Source organism: Acidovorax sp. DW039 (genome assembly GCF_037101375.1).
Lineage (GTDB): Bacteria > Pseudomonadota > Gammaproteobacteria > Burkholderiales > Burkholderiaceae_C > Acidovorax.
This window is the reverse complement of record NZ_AP029019.1, coordinates 2,977,730-3,002,231: the sequence shown is the minus strand read 5'-3', so window position 1 is coordinate 3,002,231 and position 24,502 is coordinate 2,977,730. Positions and strand designations below refer to the sequence as shown.

Here is a 24,502-nt window from a genome sequence, read left to right as displayed (position 1 = left end):
TCTCACAGTTCCTCGACCCGGCGGGCTGGATAGCTGTCCCAGGTCTGGCAGCCGGGGCATTGCCAGAAGTGCTGGCGTGCTTCAAAGCCGCAGGCAGCGCATCGGTAACGGGTCAAGGGCTTGACGGCATGGTCCAGCGCCCGTTGGATTTGCGGGTGGAATTGTTCGTGTTCCAGCTTCTCTTCTGCCAACCACTTGGCTGCAGCGACAAGGGAGCGTTCCTTGTCCAGATGCTGAACATAGCGCTGGCGTGCCGTGGCTTGCAATGAAGGCTGTGCGTTTTCTAGCGCGACGATGCTTTCAAGAACATCCAGACTGGGGGAGTGGGTGTAATGAGACAGTAAAAGCTGGTGAACTTCTTCCCGCCTGGACGATGCGTTTGCGGCTTCCACCATCAGCGCAGATGCCAGGGGCAGGGCAGCGGGGTTGCGCTCGCCCATGGCGCGCAAGGTGCTGAGCACAGCATCATGCTGCCCCATGAGTTGAAAAAGCCGAGCCAGCTCGATGCGGGGGCGGGCTGCATCGGGGGCGGCAGCCACGGCTTGTTCCAGCAGGGCTTTGGCTCCGGGTCGGTCGCCTTGCGCGCTCAGTGCAAGAGCTTGCTCGCACAGGTAATGAGCCTGCCTTGTACTGAAGTCACCTTGGTCGGCGCCGTGCATTTTGCTGGCGATGGCTGCAGCGTGTTCCCAGTCGCGAGAGCGCTCATAAATGGCCAGCAGGGCAAGGCGGGCTTGCGCCTCGTAGGCTGTGTCTTCCAGGCGATTGAGTGCGTCTTCTGCGCGATCCAGAAGCCCGGCTTTGAGGAAATCCAGCGCCAGCGCGTGTTGGGCGCGGTCACGGTCAGACGTGCTCAGGTCGCCCCGTGACAGCAGGTGTTCGTGCACCCGAACAGCCCGGTCGTATTCGCCTCTGCGACGGAAAAGGTTGCCCAGGGCAAAGTGCAGTTCAGAGGTATCCGGATCGTTCTGGACGGCTTCAATGAAGGCATCAATGGCCTGGTCCTGCTGCTCGTTGAGCAGGAAGTTCAGGCCTTTGAAATATGCCTTGGGAGCGCTGCGGTTTTCCGCACGCAGTTGCCGCAAATCCAGCCGGGAGGCCAGCCAGCCCAGCACAAAAGCCAGGGGCAGGCCCAGCAGCATCCAGGTGGGATCAAATTCCATGGACGGGAGGGTAGTCGTTGGTGGGGGAGGGCGGGGTGCCAGGGCCAGAAGTCTCTGGAGTCTTGGGGTCAGGCGTCTGAATCTGCTGTTGCGCCTTCAGGGCCAGGCTGCGATGCCGCCACCAGCGGGGCACCATGCCCAGCACGCCAGTCACCAAACCCGCCGCAAATGCCGTCAGCACTACCAGCACCAGCGGCGCACGCCATTGCGTTCCGAAGAAGAAGTGAACCGTAGCGTCTTGCTGGTTGTTCAGCGCAAACGCAAACAAGGTAAAGAAAATGGCCGCCTTGAGCAGCCACAGGAGGTATTTCATGGTATCCCCGATGGTGGGGCGATTCTAAGAGCTTGTACGCGCTGTGTCGGTGCGTTGCATGGGAGCGGCGTGTAGCGCCATGTGCGGCTCACGTTGTTGCGGTAGACCTGTCGAGCCATATGCCCTTATGTGGGGCTGCAGCCCATCTGTAAAGCGCAAGCTGCTATGAAAAGTGAAGCGCTTCTGGGTGTGCTGGAGCTCTTATGTGAGCAGTCAACATGTGGGAGAAAGGCAGCACTTTGTGCCCTGACCGCTTTTGCTGAAATCTTCAGCCCTTCAGTTCCATCTCCGCAGTGCGCTGGTCCACAGACTCTCGCAGCGCTTTGCCGGGTTTGAAATGGGGAACGCGCTTTTCCGGAATGGCCACGGCTTCGCCGCTGCGGGGGTTTCGACCCATGCGAGGGGGACGGTGATTGACCGAAAAGCTTCCGAAGCCGCGTATTTCGATACGGTGCCCTTTGACCAGTGCATCACTGACCGCATCCAGAATGGTCTTCACGGCGAACTCGGCATCCTTGTGGGTGAGTTGGCTGAAGCGTGCGGCCAGCTCTTCCACCAAATCAGATCGGGTCATGGAGTCTTGGGACATGGCTGAATCAACAAGAAAGGGCGCACAAGAAACCCGATAGGCGAGCTACTGAAACTTCGCTCGCGTACCGGGCGCTCATGCGCCCATTGCTTTACTGACCGGTAACCCGGTCAGCTACTGGCTTACTTTTCGGAATTGTCCAGCTTGGCGCGCAGCAGGGCGCCCAGGCTAGTCGTACCGGCGCTTTCGCGAGCCGACTGTTGCGACAAGGTAGACATTGCTTCTTGCTGGTCTGCCATGTCCTTGGCCTTGATCGACAACTGGATGTTGCGGGTCTTGCGATCCACGTTCACCACCACGGCAGTGACTTCGTCGCCTTCCTTCAGCACGTTGCGAGCATCTTCCACGCGGTCGCGGGAGATTTCGGAAGCGCGCAGGTAGCCAACGATGTCATCGCCCAGGTCGATTTCAGCGCCACGAGCGTCCACAGTCTTGACCTTGCCGGTCACTGTCTGGCCCTTGTCGTTCACGGTCACGAAGGTCGTGAATGGGTCGCCGTCGAGTTGCTTGATACCCAGGGAGATGCGCTCACGGTCCACGTCCACAGCCAGAACGATGGCTTCGACTTCCTGGCCCTTCTTGTAGTTGCGCACGGCGGATTCGCCGGGCTCGTTCCAGGACAGGTCGGACAGGTGCACCAGGCCGTCGATACCGGCAGCCAGACCCACGAACACGCCGAAGTCGGTGATGGACTTGATGGGGCCCTTCACGCGGTCGCCGCGCTTGGTTTCCTGTGCAAACTCTTGCCATGGGTTGGCCTTGCACTGCTTCATGCCCAGGCTGATGCGGCGCTTGTCTTCGTCGATCTCGAGGACCATGACTTCGACTTCGTCACCCAGCGACACGAGCTTGGAAGGAGCGATGTTCTTGTTGGTCCAGTCCATTTCGGAGACGTGCACCAGACCTTCGATACCTGGCTCCAGCTCGACGAACGCGCCGTAGTCGGCAATGTTCGTGATCTTGCCGAACAGGCGGGTACCTTGTGGGTAGCGGCGGTTCACGCCCATCCATGGGTCGTCGCCCATTTGCTTCAGACCCAGAGACACGCGGTTCTTCTCGGTGTCGAACTTCAGGATCTTGGCAGTGATTTCCTGGCCAGCGGTCACCACTTCGGAGGGGTGACGCACGCGGCGCCATGCCATGTCGGTGATGTGCAGCAGGCCGTCGATGCCGCCCAGGTCCACGAACGCACCGTATTCGGTGATGTTCTTGACCACGCCCTGAACGATGGAGCCTTCCTTCAGGGTTTCCATCAGCTTGGCGCGCTCTTCGCCCATGGAGGCTTCCACCACAGCGCGGCGGCTCAGCACCACGTTGTTGCGCTTGCGGTCCAGCTTGATGACCTTGAATTCCATGGTCTTGTTTTCGTACGGCGTCAGATCCTTGATCGGACGGGTATCGATCAGCGAACCGGGCAGGAATGCGCGGATGCCGTTGACCAGGACAGTCAGACCGCCCTTGACCTTGCCGCTGGTTGTGCCAGTGACGAACTCGCCAGATTCCAGGGCCTTTTCCAGGCTCATCCAGGAAGCCAGACGCTTTGCGGTGTCACGCGACAGGATGGTGTCGCCGTAACCGTTTTCGATGGAGCCGATGGCCACCGAAACGAAGTCACCGACTTGGACTTCGACTTCGCCCTTGTCATTCTTGAACTCTTCCAGCGGCACGTAGGCTTCAGACTTGAGGCCAGCGTTGACCACGACGAAGTTGTGTTCCACGCGCACGACTTCGGCGGTGATCACTTCGCCTGGGCGCATTTCCGTACGCTGCAGGGATTCTTCAAAAAGGGCGGCAAAAGATTCGGACATGTGTTTCCTTGCCACAAACAGGATTCCGATAGCACTATTGCTATCGTTTTTATAGCTGCTTGCGGTGGTTTTGTGCGGCAAAGCCGCGGTTTAAGTTAAAAGAACCATGCTGCCGATGCACTGACGCGCGAGGTGGGCTGCATGGGCCTGTTCGCCTGGGCTGGGCCCCAGGCTCATCAGCCGTGCCCGAGCTGGGCAAAAGGCTGACGCTCTAGCCACCAGGTCAGCACCTGATCGACGGCTTGTTCAATCGTCAATGAGGAGTTGTCCAGGACCAAAGCATCTTGTGCGGGCTTAAGAGGAGCGACGCTGCGGGTACTGTCCCGTGCATCACGTGCTTCCAGATCCGCACGAAGGTCATCAATATTAGCTTGAAAACCCTTTGAAATCAACTGTTTATAGCGTCGCTCCGCTCTGCATGCTGCGCTGGCGGTCAAAAACACCTTGAGGGGAGCCTCCGGGAAGATCACGGTACCCATGTCCCGTCCATCCGCTACCAATCCAGGCAGGCGCTGGAAGCTATGCTGAAGATCCACCAGAGCCGCACGAACTGCAGGCAATGCAGACACGCGCGAGGCATTCATCCCTGCATCTTCCGTGCGGATGGCCTCGGTGACGTTGGTGTCACCCAGGAAAATCTGCCCGCCAGCAAACCGCACTGGCAAGGTCCGCGCCAGATCGGCAATGCGGGTTTCATGGGCTGTATCGATTTGCAGGCCAGCCTGTAGTGCCGCGTAGGCCGTAATGCGGTACATCGCGCCAGAGTCCAGAAACCCATAGCCCAGCCTCCGTGCCAATTCAGCAGCCACCGTACCTTTGCCGGATGCGGTGGGGCCGTCAATGCAGATCACCGGAATGCGCGAAGTCGGTAGCTTTGCAGTGCTGAAAAAAGCTTCGAAATAGTCGGGGAAGGTTTTTGCCACACATTTCGGGTCTTCAATGCGAACCGGTAACCTGGCCGGATTGAAGGTTGCGAGAGAGAAGCACATGGCAACCCGGTGGTCGTCATAGGTGTGGATGCTCGCGGCTTTCCAGTCTTCTGTTTGTGCGGGGGGGGTGACCTGGATGAAGTCCTCACCCTCGATCACGGTGGCCCCCAGCTTGCGCAACTCCTTGGCCATGGCGGCAATGCGGTCCGTTTCCTTCACGCGCCAGCTGGCAATGTTGCGCAGTGTTGTCGTACCTTCTGCGTACAAAGCCATCACTGCCAAGGTCATGGCGGCATCCGGGATGTGATTGCAGTCCAGATCAATCGCCTTGAGGGGCCACGCACCGCGCTGCACTTTCAGCCAGTTGGGGCCCCCGGTGACCTGGGCCCCCATGGCTTGGGCTGCTTCCACAAATCGGATGTCACCCTGGATGGATTGGAGTCCTACACCCTGAATGGTGATGCTTTCCCCATGCTCAGCGTTGGAAGCAATGGCTCCGAGTGCAATGAAGTAGCTTGCCGATGAAGCATCGGCCTCGACATGGATGGTGCCGGGCGACTGGTATCGGCTGCCGGCAGGAATGGTGAAGCGTTGCCAGTTGTCATTGCTGACATGGATGCCAAAGCGCTCAAGCAATTGCAATGTGATGGCAATGTAGGGCTTGGAAATCAGTGCGCCTACAACTTCGATATGTATGGCGCTTTGCGATGCGACCAAAGGTAGCGCCATCAGAAGCGCAGTCAGAAACTGGCTCGAGACGTCCCCACGCACCTGGATGGGTTTATCCAGAGCCAGCGCAGGTACACCCTGGACATGCGCGATGCGCAGGGGCGGGTAGCCCGGGTTGCCCAGATACTCAATCTGGCAGCCCAGCTGGCGCAATGCATCCACCAGATCGCCGATGGGGCGTTCGTGCATGCGAGGCACACCTGACAATTCAAACTGCCCACCCAGCAGTGACAGCGCTGCCGTCAGCGGGCGCATGGCGGTACCCGCATTGCCCATGAACAAGGCGCTTGGCGAGTTCGGTGTGCGTCCACCGAGTCCGGTGATATGGACCGTGCTGCCTTCTTCCTTCACGCCGCACCCGATCTGGCGCAAACCATCCAGCATGACCCGTGTGTCGTCGGATGCGAGCACATCGTGCACTGTGGTGGTTCCCACGCTCAAAGCTGCAAGCAGCAAAACCCGGTTGGAAATGCTCTTGGAGCCTGGCAAGAGCACTTCGCCCCCCGCTGCGTCCAGAGCGGGGATGTCTAAGAAAGCTGTGGTGAACATTTAACGTGGTTTGGAAGTGCGCTGGGCACCCATGCGCCAATGGGCGCGGGTTTCGCTGGCAAGGGTCAGCATGTCCTCAAGGGCCTGGGAGTTGCCCGTGGAAATGGCTTGCTCAAATTGAGCCAGCGTTTGCTGGAACAATTTCGATTGCGCCAAGAGTTCTTCGCGGTTGGCCAACATGATGTCGCGCCACATCTTGGGCTCACCTGCAGCGATGCGGGTGAAATCACGAAACCCTGGGCCTGCCAGTGACAGGAACTCGTCTCCCTCAGGTTGACCAGTCAGGCTGTTCATCATGGCAAACGCCAGCAGATGCGGAAGATGGCTGACGGCTGCGAATGCACCGTCGTGTGACTCTGGCGACATGGTGCTGACACGACATCCCAGTGCCTGCCACACTTCCTGCGCTCGCAACAGTTGCGCGGTCAATGTGCGTTCTGTGGGGGTCAGGATGACCTGTCTGCCGTAGTAGAGCTCTGCATCTGCATGCTCCACTCCAGAGACTTCACGGCCAGTGATGGGATGTGCTGGCACAAAGGACCCCACCTGGTCGCGCAGCGAACGTCTTGCTGCCTGAACCACATCGGCTTTGGTGGAGCCTACGTCCATGATCAGCATCTGTGGTGTGACGAGATGCTTGATGGCTTTGAGCGTGGCTTCGGTCGCTGCGACTGGAACAGCAACCAGCACGATATCTGCACCCGCAACCGCCAGCAGGGCGGAGGGCGCTTCCACATCAATCACGCCAAGCTGGCGCGCGCGATCTGTGGTGGAGGGGGACTTGCTATAGCCCACCACTCTTTTGACCAGACCAGCCTTCTTCAGCGCTAGCGCGAAAGAGCCGCCCATCAGGCCGCAGCCAATCAGTCCCAGTTGTTCAAACATGGCTACGCCCCCTCACGATGCGACCGGATAGGTGCCCAGAACCTTGTAGAAGGCGCACAGGCCCCGCAATTCCTCCAGCGCCAGGGTCACGTGCTGCTGGGCAGGGTGCCCGTCAATGTCGATGTAGAAGTAATACTCCCACTGCCCGGTTCGCGCGGGGCGGGACTCAAAGCGAGTCATGGACACGCCGTGCTTTTTGAGCGGGACCAGCAGGTCGTGCACTGCCCCAGGTCTGTTGGGCACGGACACCACCAGACTGGTGCAGTCTTTGCCCGAGGGCGGCGGCGTCTGGAGTGTGTGCGGCAGGCAGATGATGGCAAACCGTGTACGGTTGTAGGCATCATCCTGAATGGCGTGAGCGACGATATGCAGACCAAACTGAGTGGCTGCGCGTTCGCTCGACAACGCAGCCCAAGCCGGGTTGGTGGTGGCTAGCCGGGCTCCTTCGGCGTTGCTGGACACAGGCCGCCGCTCTGCATGCGGCAGGTGCTTGGATAGCCAAGCCTGGCATTGGGCCAGAGCCTGCGGATGGGCGAGCACGACTTCGATGTTGTCCAGCGAGTTGCTGGTGCGCAGCAGGTTGTGGCGCACCAGCAGGCTGACTTCTCCAACCACGTGGGTAGGCGTATGCAGGAAAAGATCCAGAGATCGGGTGACGACCCCCTCTGTGGAATTTTCGACGCCAACCACCCCATACTGGGCACTGCCCGCAGCCGTAGCGTGGAAGACTTCGTCGAAGTTGGCGCAGTACATCAGGTCGGCGGCACCGCCAAAAAACTCGATGGCGGCCTGCTCGCAGAAAGTGCCTTCCGGCCCGAGTACGGCCACCCGCTGAGGCGATTCCAGGGCGAGGCATGCGGACATGATTTCGCGCCAGATGGCTGCCACGTGCGCGCCCTTCAGGGGGCCGGGGTTGGCAGTTTGGATCTTGTCGATGACCTGTGCCACGCGGTCAGGCCGGAAGAATGGGGTTCCTTCGCGCTTTTTGACTTCACCCACCCGCTCGGCCACCAGCGCACGCTGGTTCAGCAGCGTGAGCAGTTGCTGGTCGATGTTGTCGATCTGGACGCGCAGACTGGCGAGATCGGGAGATGCTTGCGGAGTAATCATGGATGGGCGTGGACTCACGCGCTCAGGCGTGTTTTAGTTCAAATTCTCGCATGTAGGCTACCAGCGCCTGTACGCCTTCGATCGGCATGGCGTTGTAGATGCTGGCGCGCATGCCGCCCACGGACTTGTGGCCCTTGAGTTGCAGCAATCCCCGCTCTTTCGCTCCGGTCAGGAACGCTTCATTGCGGCTTTCATCGCGCAGGAAGAATGGAATGTTCATGCGCGAGCGGCAGTTCACTGCGACCTTGTTCACGTAGAACTGCGACTGGTCAATGGCTTCGTACAGCAACCGTGCCTTGGTGATGTTGCGCTGTTCCATGGCAGCCACACCACTGAGCGAGCCTTCGCGCTGGCGCTTGAGCCACTGGAAGGTCAGCCCTGCCATGTAGATCCCCCATGTTGGAGGCGTGTTGTACATGGATTGGTTTTCGGCAACGATCCGGTAGTCGAACGCGCTGGGGCAGGTGGGCAGTGCATGGCCCAGCAGATCTTCCCGCACCACGACCAGTGTCAGGCCGGCAGGGCCAAGGTTCTTCTGGGCACCGCCAAAGGCAACGCCGACCTTGCTCCAGTCCACGCTACGCGATGCGACATGCGACGAAAAATCAATGACCAAAGGCGCATCGCTCCCCAGGGCTGCAAGGTCGGGCAGTTCCTGAAATTCCACACCATGGATGGTTTCGTTGCTGCACAGGTGAACGTAGCTTGCACCTTTGCTGAGTTGCCAGGTTTCGGGGGCTGGAAGGGTGGTAAAGCCCGAGTCCTGTCCCGACGCAACGATGCGTGACTCGGCTGCGTACTTGGCGGCTTCTTTCTGGGATTTCTGGCTCCAGCTACCCGTCACCACAAAATCCACCGTGCCTGCCCTGGAGAGGTTGAGTGGGACGATGGCGTTCTCGGCCAGGCCCCCGCCTTGCATGAACAGGATCTTGAAATGCGCAGGAATCGCCAGAAGTTCGCGCAGATCGGATTCAGCCTGTTCGTAGATGGAGAGGAATTCCTTGCCGCGGTGGCTCATCTCCATTACCCCCATCCCGCTGCCGTGCCAGTTCAGCATTTCGGCTGCAGCCTGTTCGAGGACTTCGGCGGGAATGGCTGCGGGGCCGGCAGAGAAGTTGTAAGGACGGTTCATGGATATTTGGAGTTGAAATGGCTTCTAGCGCTTGTTGTGTGAGCGCAGGAAGCTCATATTTTGATAGCGAGCCACTGCTGCGTCTGCGGTGTCAGGCAGTGGCTCGCGTGTGGTTGCAGTTTCAATCGCTCGTGCCTTCAGCAGCCTCACCGTTATCGGTGCCGCTCTCTGCGTCGCCGGATGCATCGGCAACATTGGCATCGTTTTCCACAATGCGCTGCAGACCGCTCAACTTGGAACCTTCATCCAGAGAAATCAGCGTCACCCCCTGGGTTGCGCGACCCAGCTCCCGAATTTCCGAAACCCGTGTGCGGACCAGCACACCCTTGTCGGTGATCAGCATGATTTCGTCATCAGCGTGCACCAGTGTGGCGGCGACCACCTTGCCATTGCGTTCGCTTTGCTGGATGGCGATCATGCCTTTGGTACCCCGGCCATGGCGGGTGTATTCGACGATGCTGGTGCGTTTGCCGTAGCCGTTTTCTGTGGCGGTCAATACGCTTTGTGTTTCGTCTTCGGCCACCAGCATGGCAATCACGCTCTGGCCTTCTTCCAGCGTCATGCCGCGCACACCACGGGCTTGGCGGCCCAGGGGGCGCACGTCGTTTTCATCAAAGCGCACGGCCTTGCCGCCGTCGCTGAACAGCATCACATCGTGCTTGCCGTCCGTCAGCGCCGCACCAATGAGGTAGTCGCCGTCGTCCAGGTTGACGGCAATGATGCCGCCCTTGCGGGGATTGCTGAACTCGTCCAGCGCAGTCTTTTTCACGGTGCCCATGCTGGTCGCCATGAACACATAGCGATCAGCGGGGAAGGTGCGTGCTTCACCCGTCAGGGGCAGCACCACGTTGATCTTTTCGCCTTCCTGCAGCGGGAACATGTTGACGATGGGGCGACCCCGCGAGCCGCGCGAACCTGCAGGAACTTCCCACACCTTGAGCCAGTACAGACGCCCCCGGTTGGAGAAGCACAGGATGTAGTCGTGTGTATTCGCAATGAAAAGCTGGTCAATCCAGTCGTCTTCCTTTGTCGCGGTGGCCTGTTTGCCTCGGCCACCCCGTTTTTGAGCACGATATTCGGACAGCGGCTGGCTCTTGATATAGCCCGTGTGGCTCAGCGTGACGACCATGTCGGTCGGAGTGATCAGATCTTCGGTGGAGAGGTCTTGTGCGCTGTATTCGATCACCGAACGACGAGCGCCCAGCTTGTGTTGACCAAACTCCTGCTTGAGTGCCGTCAGCTCGTCACCAATGATGGTCGACACACGTTCTGGCTTGCTCAGAATGTCCAGCAGGTCTTCGATGACCGCCATGACTTCCTTGTACTCAGCCACGATCTTGTCCTGCTCCAGCCCTGTCAGGCGTTGCAGACGCATTTGCAGGATTTCCTGAGCCTGTGTTTCCGAAAGGCGATACAGGCCATCCTGACCCATGCCGAACTCGCGCTCGAGGCCTTCTGGGCGGTAATCATCGGCGTTGACCACGCCTCCGTCTGCACGTGTGCGGGTAAGCATTTCACGCACGAGCTTGCTGTCCCAGGCCCGTGTCATCAGCTCTGCCTTGGCTACTGGTGGGGTGGGGGCGTTGCGGATGATGGCAATGAAGTCATCAATGTTGGCCAAGGCCACTGCCAGGCCTTCCAGCACGTGACCACGATCCCGGGCCTTGCGCAGTTCGAACACGGTACGGCGTGTTACCACTTCGCGGCGATGCTGCAGGAAAACGCTGATCAGATCCTTCAGATTGCACAGGCGGGGTTGTCCGTCCACCAGTGCCACCATGTTCATGCCAAAGGTGTCCTGCAGCTGCGTCTGCTTGTACAGGTTGTTCAGCACCACTTCAGGCACTTCGCCGCGCTTGAGCTCAATCACCAAGCGCATGCCCGATTTGTCGGACTCGTCCTGGATGTGGCTGATTCCCTCGATTTTCTTTTCGTGAACCAGTTCAGCCATGCGCTCTTGCAGCGTCTTTTTGTTGACCTGGTAGGGCAGCTCATCGACGATGATGGCTTGGCGCTGCCCTTTGTCGATGTCTTCAAAGTGGCATTTGGCACGCATGACCACCTTGCCGCGTCCCGTGCGGTAGCCATCTTTTACGCCATTGATACCGTAGATGATGCCCGCTGTCGGGAAGTCTGGCGCAGGGATGATTTCCATCAGTTCATCGATGGAGGTCTCAGGGTTGCGCAGCATGTGCAGGCATGCGTCCACCACCTCATTCAGGTTGTGTGGCGGAATGTTGGTTGCCATGCCCACGGCGATACCTGCAGATCCGTTGACCAGCAGGTTGGGCAGCTTGCTGGGCAATACGAGTGGCTCTTTCTCGCTACCGTCGTAGTTGGGCCCGAAATCGACCGTTTCCTTGTCGATGTCGCCCAGCATTTCTTGCGCAATCTTGGCCAAGCGGATTTCTGTGTATCGCATGGCCGCAGCGTTATCGCCGTCCACCGAGCCAAAGTTGCCTTGCCCATCCACCAGCATGTGGCGCAACGAAAAATCCTGCGCCATACGCACGATGGTGTCGTACACGGCAGAGTCTCCGTGCGGATGGTACTTACCGATCACATCACCAACGATACGCGCCGACTTTTTGTAAGGTCGGTTCCAGTCGTTGTTGAGTTCGTGCATCGCATATAGCACGCGGCGATGAACAGGCTTCAGTCCGTCACGTGCATCGGGCAGAGCCCGGCCCACGATCACGCTCATCGCGTAATCGAGGTAACTGCGCCGCATTTCTTCTTCAAGACTGATCGGCAGGGTTTCTTTGGCAAACTGATTCATGGGCGCGGCTCTAGCGGCAAGGGAGAGTCATTTTAGGCGTAGATGCTTGTCGCGCCCGTGCAACATATCCGGGCTATTGCGGTTTTGTCCTACGGTACGTTATGCGGTAGAGCCGCTTTTCGTCTGTTACGTATGGCACAATCGTTTTAACGTTTTTGGTGGTGGTCACCCTAAACGTCCCCATTCGCAGCGCGGCTGCGGCTTTTTCCCCAAGAGGAGAACCATGAAGAAACTGAACAAAGTGGCGATGTTGTTTGCCTCTGCAGCGCTCGCAACCGCCGCTGGCGCTCAAACTGTTGACAACTGGAAGAACGGCTCTGGCGAGCTGGTCTGGAAGAACGGCACGAACGAACTGTGCTGGCGCGATGCCAACTGGACTCCTGCCACTGCAGCTCCTGGCTGCGATGGCGCTATTGCCGCTCCCGCAGCAGCCCCTGCAGCTGCCCCAGCAGCAGCTCCTGCAGCTCCTGCAGCCGCTGCTCCTGCCGCAGCAGCTCCAGCTGTTGCCGCTCAAAAGGTTACCTACGCTGCTGACGCTTTCTTCGACTTCGACAAGTCTGTCCTGAAGGCTGAAGGCAAGGCCAAGCTGGATGATCTGGTCTCCAAGGTCAAGGACATCAACCTGGAAGTGATCATCGCCGTGGGTCACACTGACTCCGTGGGCTCCGATGCTTACAACCAAAAGCTGTCTGTGCGCCGCGCAGAAGCCGTGAAGGCTTACTTGGTGTCCAAGGGCATCGAAAAGAACCGCGTGTACACCGAAGGCAAGGGTGAAAAGCAACCCGTGGCCGACAACAAGACTGCCGAAGGCCGTGCGAAGAACCGTCGCGTGGAAATCGAAGTGGTCGGTACCCGCGCCACCAAGTAATCCTTGGATTACTCATGAAAAAGCCCCGCAAGGGGCTTTTTTTATGCCCATGCGATCGCAGAGCCGTCCGCAAGACATGGCTAATTCGCGGGGACTAAACTGAGCACTTCTGATTCTCACATTCTAGGAACGACATCTTCATGATCGATTCTGTCAATGCAGACCCTGCCGAACTGGCTAAGTTTTCTGAACTGGCCCATCGTTGGTGGGACCCTGAAAGCGAATTCCGTCCTCTGCATCAAATCAATCCGCTACGACTGGATTGGATTCAATCCATGGCCGAGTTGTCCGGGGCGAATGTGCTGGATGTGGGTTGCGGTGGTGGGATCCTGGCTGATTCCATGGCACGTAAGGGGGCGGACGTTTTGGGAATTGACCTGGCGGGCAAATCCTTGCGAGTGGCTCAGTTGCATGCTCTCGAAAGCGGAACGCCAAATGTTCGTTACCGAGAGGTCAGTGTAGAGGCCCTGGCAGATGAGCAGCCCAGTTCCTTCGATGTGGTTACCTGTATGGAAATGCTGGAACATGTACCTGATCCGAGTTCCGTGGTCAGTGCGTGCAGTCGCTTGGTACGCCCAGGGGGATGGGTCTTTTTTTCAACATTGCACCGCAACGCGAAAGCTTTCCTGCATGCGATCGTTGGGGCTGAATATCTGCTGAACATGCTTCCCAGAGGCACCCATGAGTACGCCAAGATGATTCGTCCCAGCGAATTGGCTTGGAGCTGCCGTCAAGCGGGGCTGGACGTTATGCACTCCAGGGGGCTGGAATACAACCCCATCAATGGTCGATACCGGCTGAGTGCAGACACCAGCGTGAACTACATGCTGGCGACTCGAAAGTTTGGGTGAAAGGCTTCCATGTTCCATAACGTGCAGGCGGTACTTTTTGATCTGGATGGCACGCTGATTGATAGCGCCCCGGACCTGGGAGCTGCCGCTGACAAAATGCGTACGGACAGAGGCATGTCGTCGCTGCCCTTGGATGTATATCGGCCCATGGCAGGGGCGGGGGCGCGGGGGATGCTGGCCAAAGCCTTTGCAATGACCCCAGAGCATCCTGACTTTCCAGCGATGCGGGAAGAGTTCTTTGTGAATTACGAGCGTCGCATGACACAGCTGACTTCTATTTTTGAAGAGATAGAGCCGATGCTGCTTGCGCTGCAGCGCGCACACCTGACCTGGGGCATTGTGACGAACAAGTCCAAGCGGTTCACGGAGCCTTTGGTCAGTTCCATGGTGCCGCTATCGACAGCCGCAGTGGTGATCAGCGGAGACACGACACCTTTTTCCAAGCCTCATCCCGAGCCCTTGCTGGAAGCGGCACGTCGGCTGAACGTCGAGCCTCGTTACTGCGTCTACGTGGGAGATGACGAGCGTGACATCATTGCAGGTCTTGCTGCCGGTATGACCACGGTTGCTGCAAGCTATGGCTACTTGGGTGCCAAGGCAGACACGCAGGCCTGGGGGGCTCACGCCTCAATTAATTCTCCGTCCGAGCTCTTGCAATGGATCGGGCTGGCCTAAAATAGAGTTCACGGGGCTGTCCTGGTTTCGACGTGGGTGCGGAATCGGTGTGGTGCATGTCGAGCTTGAGTCACGCTCGTAAATCTCGATTTAACAAACTAACTGCAAACGACGAACGTTTCGCACTCGCTGCTTAATTGCCAGTGAGCCTTGCAACAGTTGGCCTATGGGCTGGGCAAGGGGGTCCTGGGTAACCAGTGCCTCCCGGCTGCAAGGTTAATTACATGGGCTGGCCTTGATCCGGGTACCTTGGGTCAGGGCGAGACAAAAGGGTACTGGCCTGTGTTGTAGCGTGCGACTGCGCGATGACATGGGTGAGATTCAAAACAGACCGCTAAACATGTAGATCTGCTCGACGAAGGCTTACGGACGCGGGTTCAATTCCCGCCAGCTCCACCACCCAAGACACCGCCACACACTGGAAACCCCAGAGTGTGGCGGTTTTTCTTTGTGCCCTTGGGGAAGTCCACACGTTTCTCAGCCTCCGCAGTTTGGCTTTGTTCCCTCGGAGCCTTGATCCCTTTCTGGAATACATCAACGTTGGTATTGGACATAAAAAAAGCCCGGCATATGCCGGGCTTGAAATGGATCCCTGAAACTGGGTTTCGAGAGGATCCAAGGAGACAACTGGGTCGAGAAGCGCGAAGGCTCCTCGGGTAAAAGCTCAGCGCTTGCGGGGCGCAGCCGTCTTGGCGGCGTTCGCTGCGGTGTTGGCCACGGCGTTGAAGTTGGCTTCGGCCACGTCGCTGGCTTGCTTCACGGCCTTTTGCACGGATTCAAAAGCGTTGTTGGCAGCGGAGACAGCGCTCTTCATCACGGCCACTGCGGTTTCAGAACCGGCGGGAGCATTCTTGGCGGCGCTGTCCACCAGGTTGGTGAAGGCTTTTTGTGCGTCGGTGGCCTGGGCTTCAAAAGCCTTGCCGAATTCAGCGCTGGTGCCGGAGGCAATGTCGTACAGGTGGCGGCTGTAGGCAGTGGTCTTCTCGGCCAGAGGCTGGAAGAGGGCAGCTTGCAGGGCCAGCAGCTCTTGTGCGTCCTTCACGCCCAGCACGGCTTGGGTGTGGGTTGCTGCTTCAGACAGAGCGGCACGTGTGGCTGTCACGTTCAACTCCACCAGCTTTTCCACGCCTTCGAAGGCTTTGCTGGTCAGGCCAAACAGGGTTTCGATGTTGGCTTTGTGGGATGCCAGGATTTGTTCTGCAGTCAGCGTCATGTGATATCTCCCAAAAAAGGTGGTTTGAACAACCGGGTACTTACAGACATCTGCGCTGACGTTGACTTTGAAGTCATGTTGCAGTGCAGCATGGGTTGAATTTTAGGCCGCTGGACCGTGATTGCAAGTGCTTTTTGTTGCGCTGCAGCAAATTAGAGTGAATGCTCCAGGAATTGGTGCCTTGCCACAATGAGGCCATGGATGCCTTTTACGCCGATCAGTTTGTCCTTCCCTTGCCGGAGGGGCACCGTTTTCCGATGGTGAAGTACCGCATGCTGCGCGACTTGATTGCGCAGGAACTCCCGCAGGCGGCGCTGCGGGAGGCTCCAGCGGCATCCGATGAGCAGTTGTTGACGGTGCACTCTGCAGAGTATGTGGAAGCCGTCGCCCATGGCAGTCTGACTCCTGCAGCACAGCGGGAGATCGGTTTTCCCTGGAGCGAAGCAATGGCCGAACGTGCGCGCCGCTCGGTGGGTGGCACGCTGGCTGCCTGCCGATCGGCGTTGCAAGCTGGCCTGGCGGGCTCACTGGCGGGCGGCACGCACCACTCGTATGCGGATAAAGGCAGCGGGTTCTGCGTCTTCAATGACGTGGCGGTGGCGGCGCGACTGGTTCAGTCTTTGCTGGCAGGCGAGGGCGGTGCGCACAGTGGCGCAGTTTTGCCGCAAATCGCAGTGATCGACCTGGATGTGCACCAGGGCAATGGCACTGCGCATATTTTTCGTGACGACCCCAGCGTCTTTACCCTCTCCCTGCACGGTGCGCGCAACTTCCCCTTCCGCAAGGAGGCAAGTGACCTCGATGTGGAGTTGCCCGATGGCTGTAGCGATGAAGAGTATTTGCGTGCCCTTGATAGCGCATTGCGTACGCTGGAGCAGCGTTTTGCGCCTGCCTTTGTCCTCTACCTTGCCGGTGCAGACCCGCACGAAGGCGACAGGCTGGGCAGGCTCGCCGTGACTTATGAAGGTCTGGAGGCCCGTGATCGCCGCGTCTTTGAATGGGCGTGGCAGCGGCGTGTACCCATGGCGTTCTGCATGGCTGGGGGATATGGCAAAGACATTGCCACCACACTGCAGGCCCAGCTCAACACCTGGCGTCTGGCTCTGGAATACCACGCCCGCTGGCAGAATGCGGCAGACCCTTACAAGCCCTAAACCCGCCATGAGCCAGCCTGCACCTCCCGCCTCCGTCCCACGCCCTGCGCCGCAGCCCCGCTCTGCCTACCGCGCCTTTCGTTCCATCACCACCCGCTGGTCTGACAACGACGTGTACGGGCATGTGAACAATGTTGTGTACTACAGTTGGTTTGATACGGCGGTTAACACCCATCTGATTGAGCAGGGGGTGCTCGATATTCACGCTGGCGCCACCATTGGCCTGGTGATCGAGACCCAGTGCAATTACTTCGCGCCGTTGGCCTTTCCACAGACGGTCGAGGCCGGAATCCGCGTGGCGCGACTAGGCGGCTCTAGCGTTCGCTACGAGGTGGGTTTGTTTGCGCAAGGCGAGGAGCTCACTGCTGCAGCAGGTCACTTTGTGCATGTGTACGTTGACCGTGATACCCGCCGCCCTGTGCCTGTGCCCGAGGCGCTGCGTGCCGTATTGCAAAAGCTGGTGGTTTCCTGAAGTTAGTTTGCTACTAAATTTGTAGCTGGTTGCGCCATATTTACGGACGTTAGAACCATTTTTGATAAAGAAAATCAGGCTTGAAAAGCCTGTCTTCATCTGCCAGGGGGCATCAGCCTTGTGCCAGCGGCTCCCTTGCTGCAAACGCTACACTTTCACGCCTTGCGTTAAGAACCTGTTCACATTCTTCCGGGATGCGGTGTGACGGCCCCTTGCCGCAATTGCAGCGTTGAAACTCCAGGGCCGTTTTTCCGATGGCTTCGCCCCGCTCATGATCATCACCAGCCTGCTCGATACCGACCTGTACAAGTTCACCATGATGCAGGTGGTGCTGCACCAGTTCCCCGGTGCCCAGGTGGAATACCGCTTCAAGTGCCGCAACCCTGGCGTGCAGCTGGCTCCCTTTGTGGGGGAGATCCGGGACGAAATCCGCTCGCTGTGCAGTCTGCAGTTTCAGGATGCCGAGCTGGCCTACCTGCGGTCGCTGCGCTTCATCAAGAGCGATTTTGTGGACTTCCTGGGGCTGTTTCGCCTCAACGAGAAGTACATCACCGTCACGCCCCAGGCCAGTGGCGAGATCGAAATCACCATTCGCGGGCCCTGGCTGCACACCATCCTGTTTGAAATCCCTGTCCTGGCCATCATCAACGAGGTGTACTTCCGCAACACGCAGAAGGTGCCCAACTTTCCCGAGGGCCGCCGCAGGCTGGACGCCAAGATCGACGCGCTGCGCGCCGAGGGGCTGTGCGACCTCAAGATTGCCGACTACGGCACGCGCCGCCGCTTCAGTCGTGCATGGCATGAAGAAGTGCTGCGCGTGCTGGTGGCCCGGCTGGGCACCGGTGACCGCCGCCCCGGCTCTTCCGGCCCCGCCAGCGGCCCAGGCCAGTTTGCCGGCACCAGCAATGTGCTGTTTGCAATGAAGCTGGGCCTGACCCCCTTGGGCACCATGGCGCATGAATACCTGCAGGCCTGTCAGGCGCTGGGCCCCCGCCTGCGGGACAGCCAGATTTTCGGATTTGAAATGTGGGCCAAGGAATACCGGGGCGACCTGGGCATCGCTTTGTCTGACGTGTACGGCATGAGTGCCTTCCTGCGGGACTTTGACCTGTATTTCTGCAAGCTCTTCGATGGTGCGCGCCACGACAGTGGAGACCCCTTTGCCTGGGGAGAGCGCCTGCTGGAGCACTACCGCAAGAACCGTGTCGATCCGCTGACCAAGACGCTGATCTTCAGCGACGGGCTGACCATCCCCCGCATCATCGAGCTGTACAACCAGTTCCGGGGGCGGTGTCAGCTGGCCTTTGGCATTGGCACCAACCTGACCAACGACCTGGGCGACGCGCCCGCGCACGAGCCGCTGCAGGTGGTGATCAAGATGACGCGCTGCAACGGGCAGCCCGTCGCCAAGCTCTCAGACACGCCGGGCAAAGGCATGTGCGACGACGAGAAGTACCTGGCCTACCTGCGGCAGGTGTTTGAAATCCCGACGCCGGTTTGAGTCCGCATGCCTCTCTGATCTCCATCAGGCGCAGACACTCCAGCTGCCCGCCCCGATCCCACCCATGAACAACAACGAGGAGACAAACCGAATGAAGATTTCTCGCCGTGTGGCCGCCTGCCTGATGGCTTTGGCCGCCGTGTTGCCCAGTGCCGCTATGGCTGCAGAGATCGACGGCAGCACGCTGGCTGTTTGGTGGGGTGTGCCGTTCGCGGGCATCCTGTTGTCCATTGCCCTCATGCCCTTGCTGGCCCCCATCTTCTGGCACCACCACTTTGGCAAGGTGGCGGCAGGCTGGGCGCTGGCGTTTCTGGTGCCTTTTGCGGTGGTGTTCGGGCCTGCGGCTGCGGGTGCCAGCTTTGTGCACGCACTGGTGGCGGAATACATTCCCTTCGTCATCCTGCTCACAGCCCTGTTCACCGTGGCTGGGGGCATCTACATCCGGGGCAACCTGCATGGCAGCCCGGGGCTCAACACGGCCATTCTGGCGATTGGCGCGGTGCTGGCCAGCTTCATGGGCACCACGGGGGCGTCCATGCTCATGATCCGCCCTCTGATCCGCGCCAACGACAACCGTAAACACGTCACGCATGTGGTGGTGTTCTTTATCTTCATCGTCTCCAACGCGGGTGGCTCGCTCACGCCGCTGGGCGATCCACCTCTGTTCCTGGGTTTTCTGAAAGGTGTAGATTTCTTCTGGACGATTGGGCACATCTTCCCCGAAACCCTGTTCCTGATTGGCACACTGCTGGCACTCTTTTTTGTGCTGGATTCCTGGTACTACCACCGGCGTGAGGAAGTCCTCAAGGTGGATCCCACGCCAGACACCAAGGCCATTGGCTTTGATGGCAAGGTCAACTTTGCGCTGCTGGCCGTGGTGGTGGCGCTGGTGCTGATGAGCGGGGTCTGGAAGTCGTCCGTATCGTTCACGGTGGCAGGTGCCGAGGTGGGCCTGCCCGGGCTGGTGCGTGATGTGGGGCTGATCCTGGTCACTCTGGTGTCCCTGCGCGTCACCCCCCGGCAGGTGCATGAAGACAACCAGTTCAGCTGGGGGCCGATGCAGGAGGTGGCCAAGCTGTTTGCAGGCATTTTCCTCACCATCGTGCCCGTCATCGCCATGCTCAAGGCGGGCGTAAACGGGCCGTTTGGTGCCATCGTCTCTGCAGTCACCCGGCCTGATGGAAGTCCTGATCCCGCCATGTACTTCTGGGCCTCCGGGGCGCTCAGTTCCTTCCTCGACAACGCGCCGACCTATCTGGTGTTCTTCAACACTGCCGGGGGCGACCCCGCCGTGCTGATGACCACGCTGGCCCCCACGCTGGCGGCCATCTCGGCGGGCTCCGTCTTTATGGGAGCCAATAGCTACATCGGCAATGCGCCCAACATGATGGTCAAGGCCATTGCAGAAGACCGGGGCGTGAAGATGCCCAGCTTCTTTGGCTACATGCTGTGGTCGGGTGGCATTCTGGTGCCGCTCTTTATCGTCATGACTTTCATCTGGTTTAGATAGTGAACATCCCCCTGAGCGGCTGCGCCGCTTCCCCCTTCTCTCGCACCGCTGCGCGCTGCGGGAAGGGGGACGCCGCCCTCGCTGCAGGGCGGCCTTTGCTCGGCGGCCACTGGCTTGGGCCACGCCAGTTTCATAGGCAGACGCGCCTTGTGAATAGTTTGGAGATTGAAGACTTATGAGCAAACCCCGCATCCTGGTCGCCCGTGCGATCTTTCCAGAGATCGTGGACCGTCTGCGCGAGCATTTCGACGTGCAGGACAACCCAGACGACGCCATCTGGTCCCAGCAAGAGCTGGCCGAGCGCTTGGCCGACAAAGACGGCGTGCTGACCACTGGCAGCCAGCGTGTGGATGCCGCGCTGCTGGCCGCCGCGCCGCGCCTCAAAATCTGCGCCAACATGGCTGTGGGCTACAACAACTTTGATGTGGACGCCATGACCGCCGCAGGCGTGCAGGGCACCAACACGCCCGATGTGCTGACCGAGACCACAGCCGACTTTGGCTTTGCATTGCTGATGGCCACGGCCCGCCGCATGACTGAGAGCGAGCATTACCTGCGCGCCGGGAAGTGGACCAAGTGGAGCTACGACATGTTTGCGGGCAGCGACATCCACGGCAGCACGCTGGGCATCATCGGCATGGGCCGCATTGGGCAGGGCATTGCCAAGCGCGGCGCGCACGGCTTTGGCATGAAGGTGATCTATCATAACCGCTCACGCCTCGCCCCCGCGCTGGAGGCCGAATGCAAGGCCACCTACGTAGGCAAGGAAGAACTGCTGCGCACGGCAGACCACGTGATGCTGGTGGTGCCCTACAGCGCGGCATCGCACCACACCATTGGCGCTGCCGAGCTGGCGCTGATGAAGCCCACCGCCACCCTCATCAACATTGCGCGCGGCGGCATTGTGGACGATGCCGCCTTGGCAGCCGCGTTGCGTGAGCAGCGCATCGCCGCAGCGGGCCTGGATGTGTTTGAGGGCGAGCCCAAGGTCCACCCCGATCTGCTCACCGTGCCCAACGTGGTGCTCACTCCGCACATCGCCAGCGCCACGGTGCCCACGCGCCGCGCCATGGCCAATCTGGCGGCAGACAACCTGATCGCGTTCCTGGGCGGGCGTGGCCCGCTCACCCCCGTCAACCGGCCCGTGCCCGGCCTGTGCGCCTGAGCTGTCTTGAGTGAAATTGGCCTCCAGCGCTTATGAATCAAGCGCTGGCAGCTATTAAAAAAATAGTAAATCTGCCTTGACTACCGATACCCTCGTTTTGCTGGCCGCCTTGGCCTTGGTGCTTGTTTTGCTGGTGATCGTGCTGCTGCGCCGCCCGCGGGTCGATTTGTCGCCCGAGTGGCTGGCCCGCCTGCAGGCGCTGGAGCACACCGCGCAGGCCACCCAGCTGGCCGTGGCCAAAAACGATGGCGCAATGGACGGCATGGGCCAGCAACTGCGCGGCTTCACGCAAACCACGCAGACCACGCTGGAAGGGCTGCGCGGCGCGGTGGACGAGCGTTTGGCACAGGCGGTGGCCGAATCGCGCAATGGCCGCGCTGAGCTGCTCAATGCCTTCACCGGGTTTGAAGGCCGCCTGGAGCAGCGCCTGACCGCGTTTGACGGAGCCTTGACCCAACGCCAGGCAGCGCAAGACGCCGCCCTGGCCCAGCGCTTTGATGCCCTGCAACTGGCCGTGGCCAGCCGCCTGGAAGAAAGCAGCAAGGCGCTGCTGGCCCATCTGGCCCAGGGGCAGGCCGATGCAGCGGCAGCGCGCAAGGAGCTGTCGGACACGCTCACCGGCTTCCGGGCTGAGCTGACCACCACCACGGCGGCGCTGGCGGCGGAAAGTGTTAAGTCCCGCGAGGCCATGGCCGAGAGCACCGCGCTGTTTGAAAAGCGCATTCAAGAGCGCTTCGAGGCCCTGCAGGCCGCCACGCGCCTCACGCTCGACTCGCTCAAGGGCGACATCCAGACGCAGCTGGGGGCCATGTCCACCGCGCTCAAAGACCAGCTCGAAGCCAACGGCTTCCAGATCAAGAACCAGTTCTCGGTGCTGCAGGATGCCGTCTCGCAGCAACTGGTGGGCATGGTGCAAGGCAGCCAGCAAAACGCCGAGCAACTGCGCACCGCGCTCAACGAACGGCTTGCAGCCATCCAGGCCGACAACGCCACCAAGCTCGAAGAAATGCGCCGCACGGTGGACGAAAAACTCCACGCCACGCTGGAGCAGCGCCTGGGCGAATCCTTCAAACTGGTCAGCGACCGGCTCGAACAGGTGCACAAGGGCCTGGGCGAGATGCAGACCCTGGCGGGCAGCGTGGGTGACTTGAAGCGCGTGATGACCAACGTGAAGACGCGCGGCACCTGGGGCGAAATGCAGTTGGGTGCCATCATCGACAACGTGCTCACGCCCGACCAGTTCGCGCGCAACGTCAAGACCGTGCCGGGCAGCGATGAGCTGGTGGAATTCGCCATCCGCCTGCCGGGCAAGCGCGAAGAGGAACCCGTGTGGTTGCCCATCGATTCCAAATACCCCGTGGAGCAATACCAGCGCCTGCTCGATGCGCAGGACGCGGCCGACAAAGCCGCCATCCAGTCGGCAGGCAACGCGTTTGAAAGCTCCATCAAGCTCGAAGCCAAGAAGATCTTCGCCAAGTACGTGTCGCCGCCGCACACCACCGACTTTGCGGTGCTGTACCTGCCCACCGAAGGCCTGTTTGCCGAAGTCATGCGCCGCCCAGGCCTGGTGGAAGCCGTGCAGAATGACTGCCGCGTGATGATCACCGGCCCCGCCAACCTGGCCGCCATGCTGAACAGCTTGCAAATGGGCTTCAAGACCCTGGCGATTGAAAAGCGCTCGTCCGAGGTGTGGAGCCTGCTGGGCGTGGTCAAGACCGAGTTCGCCAAGTTCGGCGATGTGGTGGAGGCGACCAAGAAGTCCATCGACGCCGCCGCCAAGAAGTTTGACGAGGTGGGCGTGCGCACCCGCGCCATCCAGCGCAAGCTGCGCGATGTGCAGGAACTGCCCGCGCCCGACGCCGCAACGTCTTCTGCCGTATCTGGCGCAACAGCATCGCTGCTGGGCCTGGAGGACGACGCCCCGTGAACATGGCGCTGGCCCGCCTGATTGCCGGGCAGATTTTTCTGCACGCCTGCATGACGGGCATGCGCATGGCCACGCCGCTGCTGGCCCTGCGCGAGGGCTACAGCGCTGCCGCTGTGGGGGTGCTGTTGGCGCTGTTTGCGCTCACGCAGGTGTTTCTGGCGCTGCCTGCGGGGCGCTATGCGGACCGGCATGGCCTCAAGCGCCCGGTGGGCATTGCGGTGGCCATGGCGTGTGGGGGGGCAGGGGCTTCGCTCGTCTTTCCCGTGTTCGGTGTGATGTGCCTGTCTGCCCTGCTCACCGGTGGTGCAGCGGGCCTGGCCATCATTGCGCTGCAACGCCATGTGGGCCGCGCCGCCCACGACACCACCCAGTTGCGTCAGGTATTCAGCTGGCTGGCCATCGGCCCGGCGGTGTCCAACTTCATCGGACCATTTTTTGCGGGGCTGATGATTGACCACGCAGGCAGCACAGAGGGCAGCACAGAAGGCTACCGCGCCGCGTTTGCTCTGCTCGCGCTCATGCCCCTGGCGACCTGGTTCTGGGTGCGCAAAACGGAAGAGCTGCCCCCCGTGATCGCTGCAGAAGGCGGTGCTCCCCAGCGGTCGTGGGATCTGCTCAACGATGCGCCGTTTCGGCGGCTCATCATCGTCAACTGGGTGCTGTCCTCTTCGTGGGATGTGCACACCTTTGTGGTCCCCCTCATCGGGCATGAGCGGGGGCTCTCCGCCTCGGTCATCGGCTCCATCCTGGGGGCCTTTGCCGTGGCAGCTGCACTGGTGCGGGTGTTGATGCCGCTGGTCGCCAAGCACCTGCGCGAGCACGCAGTCGTCACCGGTGCCATGGTGATCACAGCCGTGCTGTTTGGGGTCTACCCGCTGCTCACTTCGGCGCTGACCATGGGCGTGTGCTCGGTGTTGCTGGGCTTCACGCTCGGGTCGGTGCAGCCCATGGTGATGAGCCTGCTGCACCAGATCACGCCAGAACACCGGCACGGCGAGGCACTGGGCTTGCGCCTCATGGCCATCAATGCCTCCAGCGTCATCATGCCCATGCTGTTTGGCTCGGCCGGTGCGGTGATTGGAGTGGCAGGCCTGTTCTGGGTGGTGGGCGCAGCCGTGGGCCTGGGGGCGCGCACCGCCTGGGCCATGGCCCACAAGGGCGGCGACGGAGGCCATGGGTGATG

Annotated in this window: 20 protein-coding genes and 1 other RNA gene; 11 read left to right on the top strand and 10 right to left on the bottom strand. The window is 60.2% G+C overall.

Annotated features, from left to right (window positions below; genetic code table 11):
- Positions 1 to 2: 2 nt before the first annotated feature.
- From lapB to gyrA, 9 genes are all read right to left on the bottom strand, one after another.
- The gene (lapB, locus tag AACH87_RS13370; RefSeq protein WP_338794951.1) at positions 3 to 1,160 is read right to left on the bottom strand and encodes a lipopolysaccharide assembly protein LapB; all 1,158 of its coding nucleotides are present in this window, start codon (positions 1,158 to 1,160) and stop codon (positions 3 to 5) included.
- Positions 1,150 to 1,473, bottom strand: coding sequence for a LapA family protein (locus AACH87_RS13365; RefSeq protein ID WP_338794950.1), 324 nt, complete (start codon positions 1,471 to 1,473; stop codon positions 1,150 to 1,152). Before AACH87_RS13365 ends, lapB begins: the two co-directional genes overlap by 11 nt.
- 268 nt (positions 1,474 to 1,741) lie before the next feature.
- Complete coding sequence (locus AACH87_RS13360; protein ID WP_338794949.1) at positions 1,742 to 2,062, bottom strand: integration host factor subunit beta; 321 nt, start codon at positions 2,060 to 2,062, stop codon at positions 1,742 to 1,744.
- A gap of 122 nt (positions 2,063 to 2,184) precedes the next feature.
- Entirely contained in the window at positions 2,185 to 3,885 is a 1,701-nt protein-coding gene (gene rpsA, locus AACH87_RS13355) for a 30S ribosomal protein S1 (protein ID WP_338794948.1), read from the bottom strand.
- Positions 3,886 to 4,046: 161 nt separating this feature from the next.
- Complete coding sequence (locus tag AACH87_RS13350; RefSeq protein WP_338794947.1) at positions 4,047 to 6,077, bottom strand: bifunctional 3-phosphoshikimate 1-carboxyvinyltransferase/cytidylate kinase; 2,031 nt, start codon at positions 6,075 to 6,077, stop codon at positions 4,047 to 4,049.
- Positions 6,078 to 6,962, bottom strand: a complete 885-nt coding sequence (locus AACH87_RS13345; RefSeq protein WP_338794946.1) for a prephenate dehydrogenase/arogenate dehydrogenase family protein — start codon at positions 6,960 to 6,962, stop codon at positions 6,078 to 6,080. It lies immediately after the preceding gene.
- Between the two features lie 12 nt (positions 6,963 to 6,974).
- Complete coding sequence (gene pheA, locus AACH87_RS13340) at positions 6,975 to 8,072, bottom strand: prephenate dehydratase (RefSeq protein WP_338794945.1); 1,098 nt, start codon at positions 8,070 to 8,072, stop codon at positions 6,975 to 6,977.
- Positions 8,073 to 8,094: 22 nt separating this feature from the next.
- Positions 8,095 to 9,204: a 3-phosphoserine/phosphohydroxythreonine transaminase gene (serC, locus tag AACH87_RS13335; protein ID WP_338794944.1), complete on the bottom strand. Its 1,110-nt coding sequence runs from the start codon at positions 9,202 to 9,204 to the stop codon at positions 8,095 to 8,097.
- 121 nt (positions 9,205 to 9,325) lie between these two features.
- Positions 9,326 to 11,983: a DNA gyrase subunit A gene (gyrA, locus tag AACH87_RS13330; RefSeq protein WP_338794943.1), complete on the bottom strand. Its 2,658-nt coding sequence runs from the start codon at positions 11,981 to 11,983 to the stop codon at positions 9,326 to 9,328.
- A 223-nt stretch (positions 11,984 to 12,206) separates the two neighbouring features.
- On the opposite strand from gyrA, the gene ompA reads away from it, so the two are divergent.
- The 4 genes from ompA (at position 12,207) to ssrA (ending at position 14,776) form a co-directional block, all read left to right on the top strand.
- A complete protein-coding gene (gene ompA, locus AACH87_RS13325) occupies positions 12,207 to 12,851 on the top strand; it encodes an outer membrane protein OmpA (protein WP_338794942.1) in 645 nt (214 codons plus the stop codon).
- Positions 12,852 to 12,991: 140 nt separating this feature from the next.
- On the top strand, positions 12,992 to 13,702 hold the full coding sequence (gene ubiG / locus AACH87_RS13320) for a bifunctional 2-polyprenyl-6-hydroxyphenol methylase/3-demethylubiquinol 3-O-methyltransferase UbiG (protein ID WP_338794941.1): 711 nt from the start codon (positions 12,992 to 12,994) through the stop codon (positions 13,700 to 13,702).
- 9 nt (positions 13,703 to 13,711) lie between these two features.
- Complete coding sequence (locus AACH87_RS13315; RefSeq protein ID WP_338794940.1) at positions 13,712 to 14,377, top strand: HAD-IA family hydrolase; 666 nt, start codon at positions 13,712 to 13,714, stop codon at positions 14,375 to 14,377.
- A 12-nt stretch (positions 14,378 to 14,389) separates the two neighbouring features.
- Positions 14,390 to 14,776: a transfer-messenger RNA gene (gene ssrA / locus AACH87_RS13310) on the top strand.
- Between the two features lie 265 nt (positions 14,777 to 15,041).
- Here ssrA and AACH87_RS13305 read toward each other — a convergent pair.
- On the bottom strand, positions 15,042 to 15,590 hold the full coding sequence (locus AACH87_RS13305; protein WP_338794939.1) for a phasin family protein: 549 nt from the start codon (positions 15,588 to 15,590) through the stop codon (positions 15,042 to 15,044).
- Between the two features lie 197 nt (positions 15,591 to 15,787).
- Here AACH87_RS13305 and AACH87_RS13300 point away from each other — a divergent pair, with 197 nt between their 5' ends.
- From AACH87_RS13300 to AACH87_RS13270, 7 genes are all read left to right on the top strand, one after another.
- Positions 15,788 to 16,744 (top strand): histone deacetylase, encoded by a 957-nt coding sequence (locus AACH87_RS13300; protein ID WP_338794938.1) that lies wholly within the window; start codon positions 15,788 to 15,790, stop codon positions 16,742 to 16,744.
- A gap of 7 nt (positions 16,745 to 16,751) precedes the next feature.
- Positions 16,752 to 17,216 carry a thioesterase family protein gene (locus tag AACH87_RS13295; RefSeq protein ID WP_338794937.1) on the top strand — a complete coding sequence of 155 codons (465 nt, stop codon included), beginning with the start codon at positions 16,752 to 16,754 and terminating at the stop codon, positions 17,214 to 17,216.
- 271 nt (positions 17,217 to 17,487) lie between these two features.
- Positions 17,488 to 18,717 (top strand): nicotinate phosphoribosyltransferase, encoded by a 1,230-nt coding sequence (gene pncB, locus AACH87_RS13290; RefSeq protein WP_338794936.1) that lies wholly within the window; start codon positions 17,488 to 17,490, stop codon positions 18,715 to 18,717.
- Between the two features lie 91 nt (positions 18,718 to 18,808).
- Positions 18,809 to 20,227 carry a sodium:proton antiporter gene (locus AACH87_RS13285; protein WP_338794935.1) on the top strand — a complete coding sequence of 473 codons (1,419 nt, stop codon included), beginning with the start codon at positions 18,809 to 18,811 and terminating at the stop codon, positions 20,225 to 20,227.
- A 175-nt stretch (positions 20,228 to 20,402) separates the two neighbouring features.
- Entirely contained in the window at positions 20,403 to 21,392 is a 990-nt protein-coding gene (locus tag AACH87_RS13280) for a D-glycerate dehydrogenase (RefSeq protein ID WP_338794934.1), read from the top strand.
- Between the two features lie 76 nt (positions 21,393 to 21,468).
- The gene (gene rmuC, locus AACH87_RS13275) at positions 21,469 to 23,319 is read left to right on the top strand and encodes a DNA recombination protein RmuC (RefSeq protein ID WP_338794933.1); all 1,851 of its coding nucleotides are present in this window, start codon (positions 21,469 to 21,471) and stop codon (positions 23,317 to 23,319) included.
- A complete protein-coding gene (locus tag AACH87_RS13270; protein WP_338794932.1) occupies positions 23,316 to 24,500 on the top strand; it encodes an MFS transporter in 1,185 nt (394 codons plus the stop codon). Before rmuC ends, AACH87_RS13270 begins: the two co-directional genes overlap by 4 nt.
- The last annotated feature ends 2 nt before the right edge of the window (positions 24,501 to 24,502 follow it).

Bases quoted from the DNA above. Each gene is read 5' to 3' on its own strand.
- lapB (WP_338794951.1), bottom strand. From the start codon at position 1,160: ATGGAATTTGATCCCACCTGGATGCTGCTGGGCCTGCCCCTGGCTTTT.
- AACH87_RS13365 (WP_338794950.1), bottom strand. From the start codon at position 1,473: ATGAAATACCTCCTGTGGCTGCTCAAGGCGGCCATTTTCTTTACCTTG.
- AACH87_RS13360 (WP_338794949.1), bottom strand. From the start codon at position 2,062: ATGTCCCAAGACTCCATGACCCGATCTGATTTGGTGGAAGAGCTGGCC.
- AACH87_RS13350 (WP_338794947.1), bottom strand. From the start codon at position 6,077: ATGTTCACCACAGCTTTCTTAGACATCCCCGCTCTGGACGCAGCGGGG.
- AACH87_RS13345 (WP_338794946.1), bottom strand. From the start codon at position 6,962: ATGTTTGAACAACTGGGACTGATTGGCTGCGGCCTGATGGGCGGCTCT.
- pheA (WP_338794945.1), bottom strand. From the start codon at position 8,072: ATGATTACTCCGCAAGCATCTCCCGATCTCGCCAGTCTGCGCGTCCAG.
- serC (WP_338794944.1), bottom strand. From the start codon at position 9,204: ATGAACCGTCCTTACAACTTCTCTGCCGGCCCCGCAGCCATTCCCGCC.
- gyrA (WP_338794943.1), bottom strand. From the start codon at position 11,983: ATGAATCAGTTTGCCAAAGAAACCCTGCCGATCAGTCTTGAAGAAGAA.
- ompA (WP_338794942.1), top strand. From the start codon at position 12,207: ATGAAGAAACTGAACAAAGTGGCGATGTTGTTTGCCTCTGCAGCGCTC.
- ubiG (WP_338794941.1), top strand. From the start codon at position 12,992: ATGATCGATTCTGTCAATGCAGACCCTGCCGAACTGGCTAAGTTTTCT.
- AACH87_RS13315 (WP_338794940.1), top strand. From the start codon at position 13,712: ATGTTCCATAACGTGCAGGCGGTACTTTTTGATCTGGATGGCACGCTG.
- AACH87_RS13305 (WP_338794939.1), bottom strand. From the start codon at position 15,590: ATGACGCTGACTGCAGAACAAATCCTGGCATCCCACAAAGCCAACATC.
- AACH87_RS13300 (WP_338794938.1), top strand. From the start codon at position 15,788: ATGGATGCCTTTTACGCCGATCAGTTTGTCCTTCCCTTGCCGGAGGGG.
- AACH87_RS13295 (WP_338794937.1), top strand. From the start codon at position 16,752: ATGAGCCAGCCTGCACCTCCCGCCTCCGTCCCACGCCCTGCGCCGCAG.
- pncB (WP_338794936.1), top strand. From the start codon at position 17,488: ATGATCATCACCAGCCTGCTCGATACCGACCTGTACAAGTTCACCATG.
- AACH87_RS13285 (WP_338794935.1), top strand. From the start codon at position 18,809: ATGAAGATTTCTCGCCGTGTGGCCGCCTGCCTGATGGCTTTGGCCGCC.
- AACH87_RS13280 (WP_338794934.1), top strand. From the start codon at position 20,403: ATGAGCAAACCCCGCATCCTGGTCGCCCGTGCGATCTTTCCAGAGATC.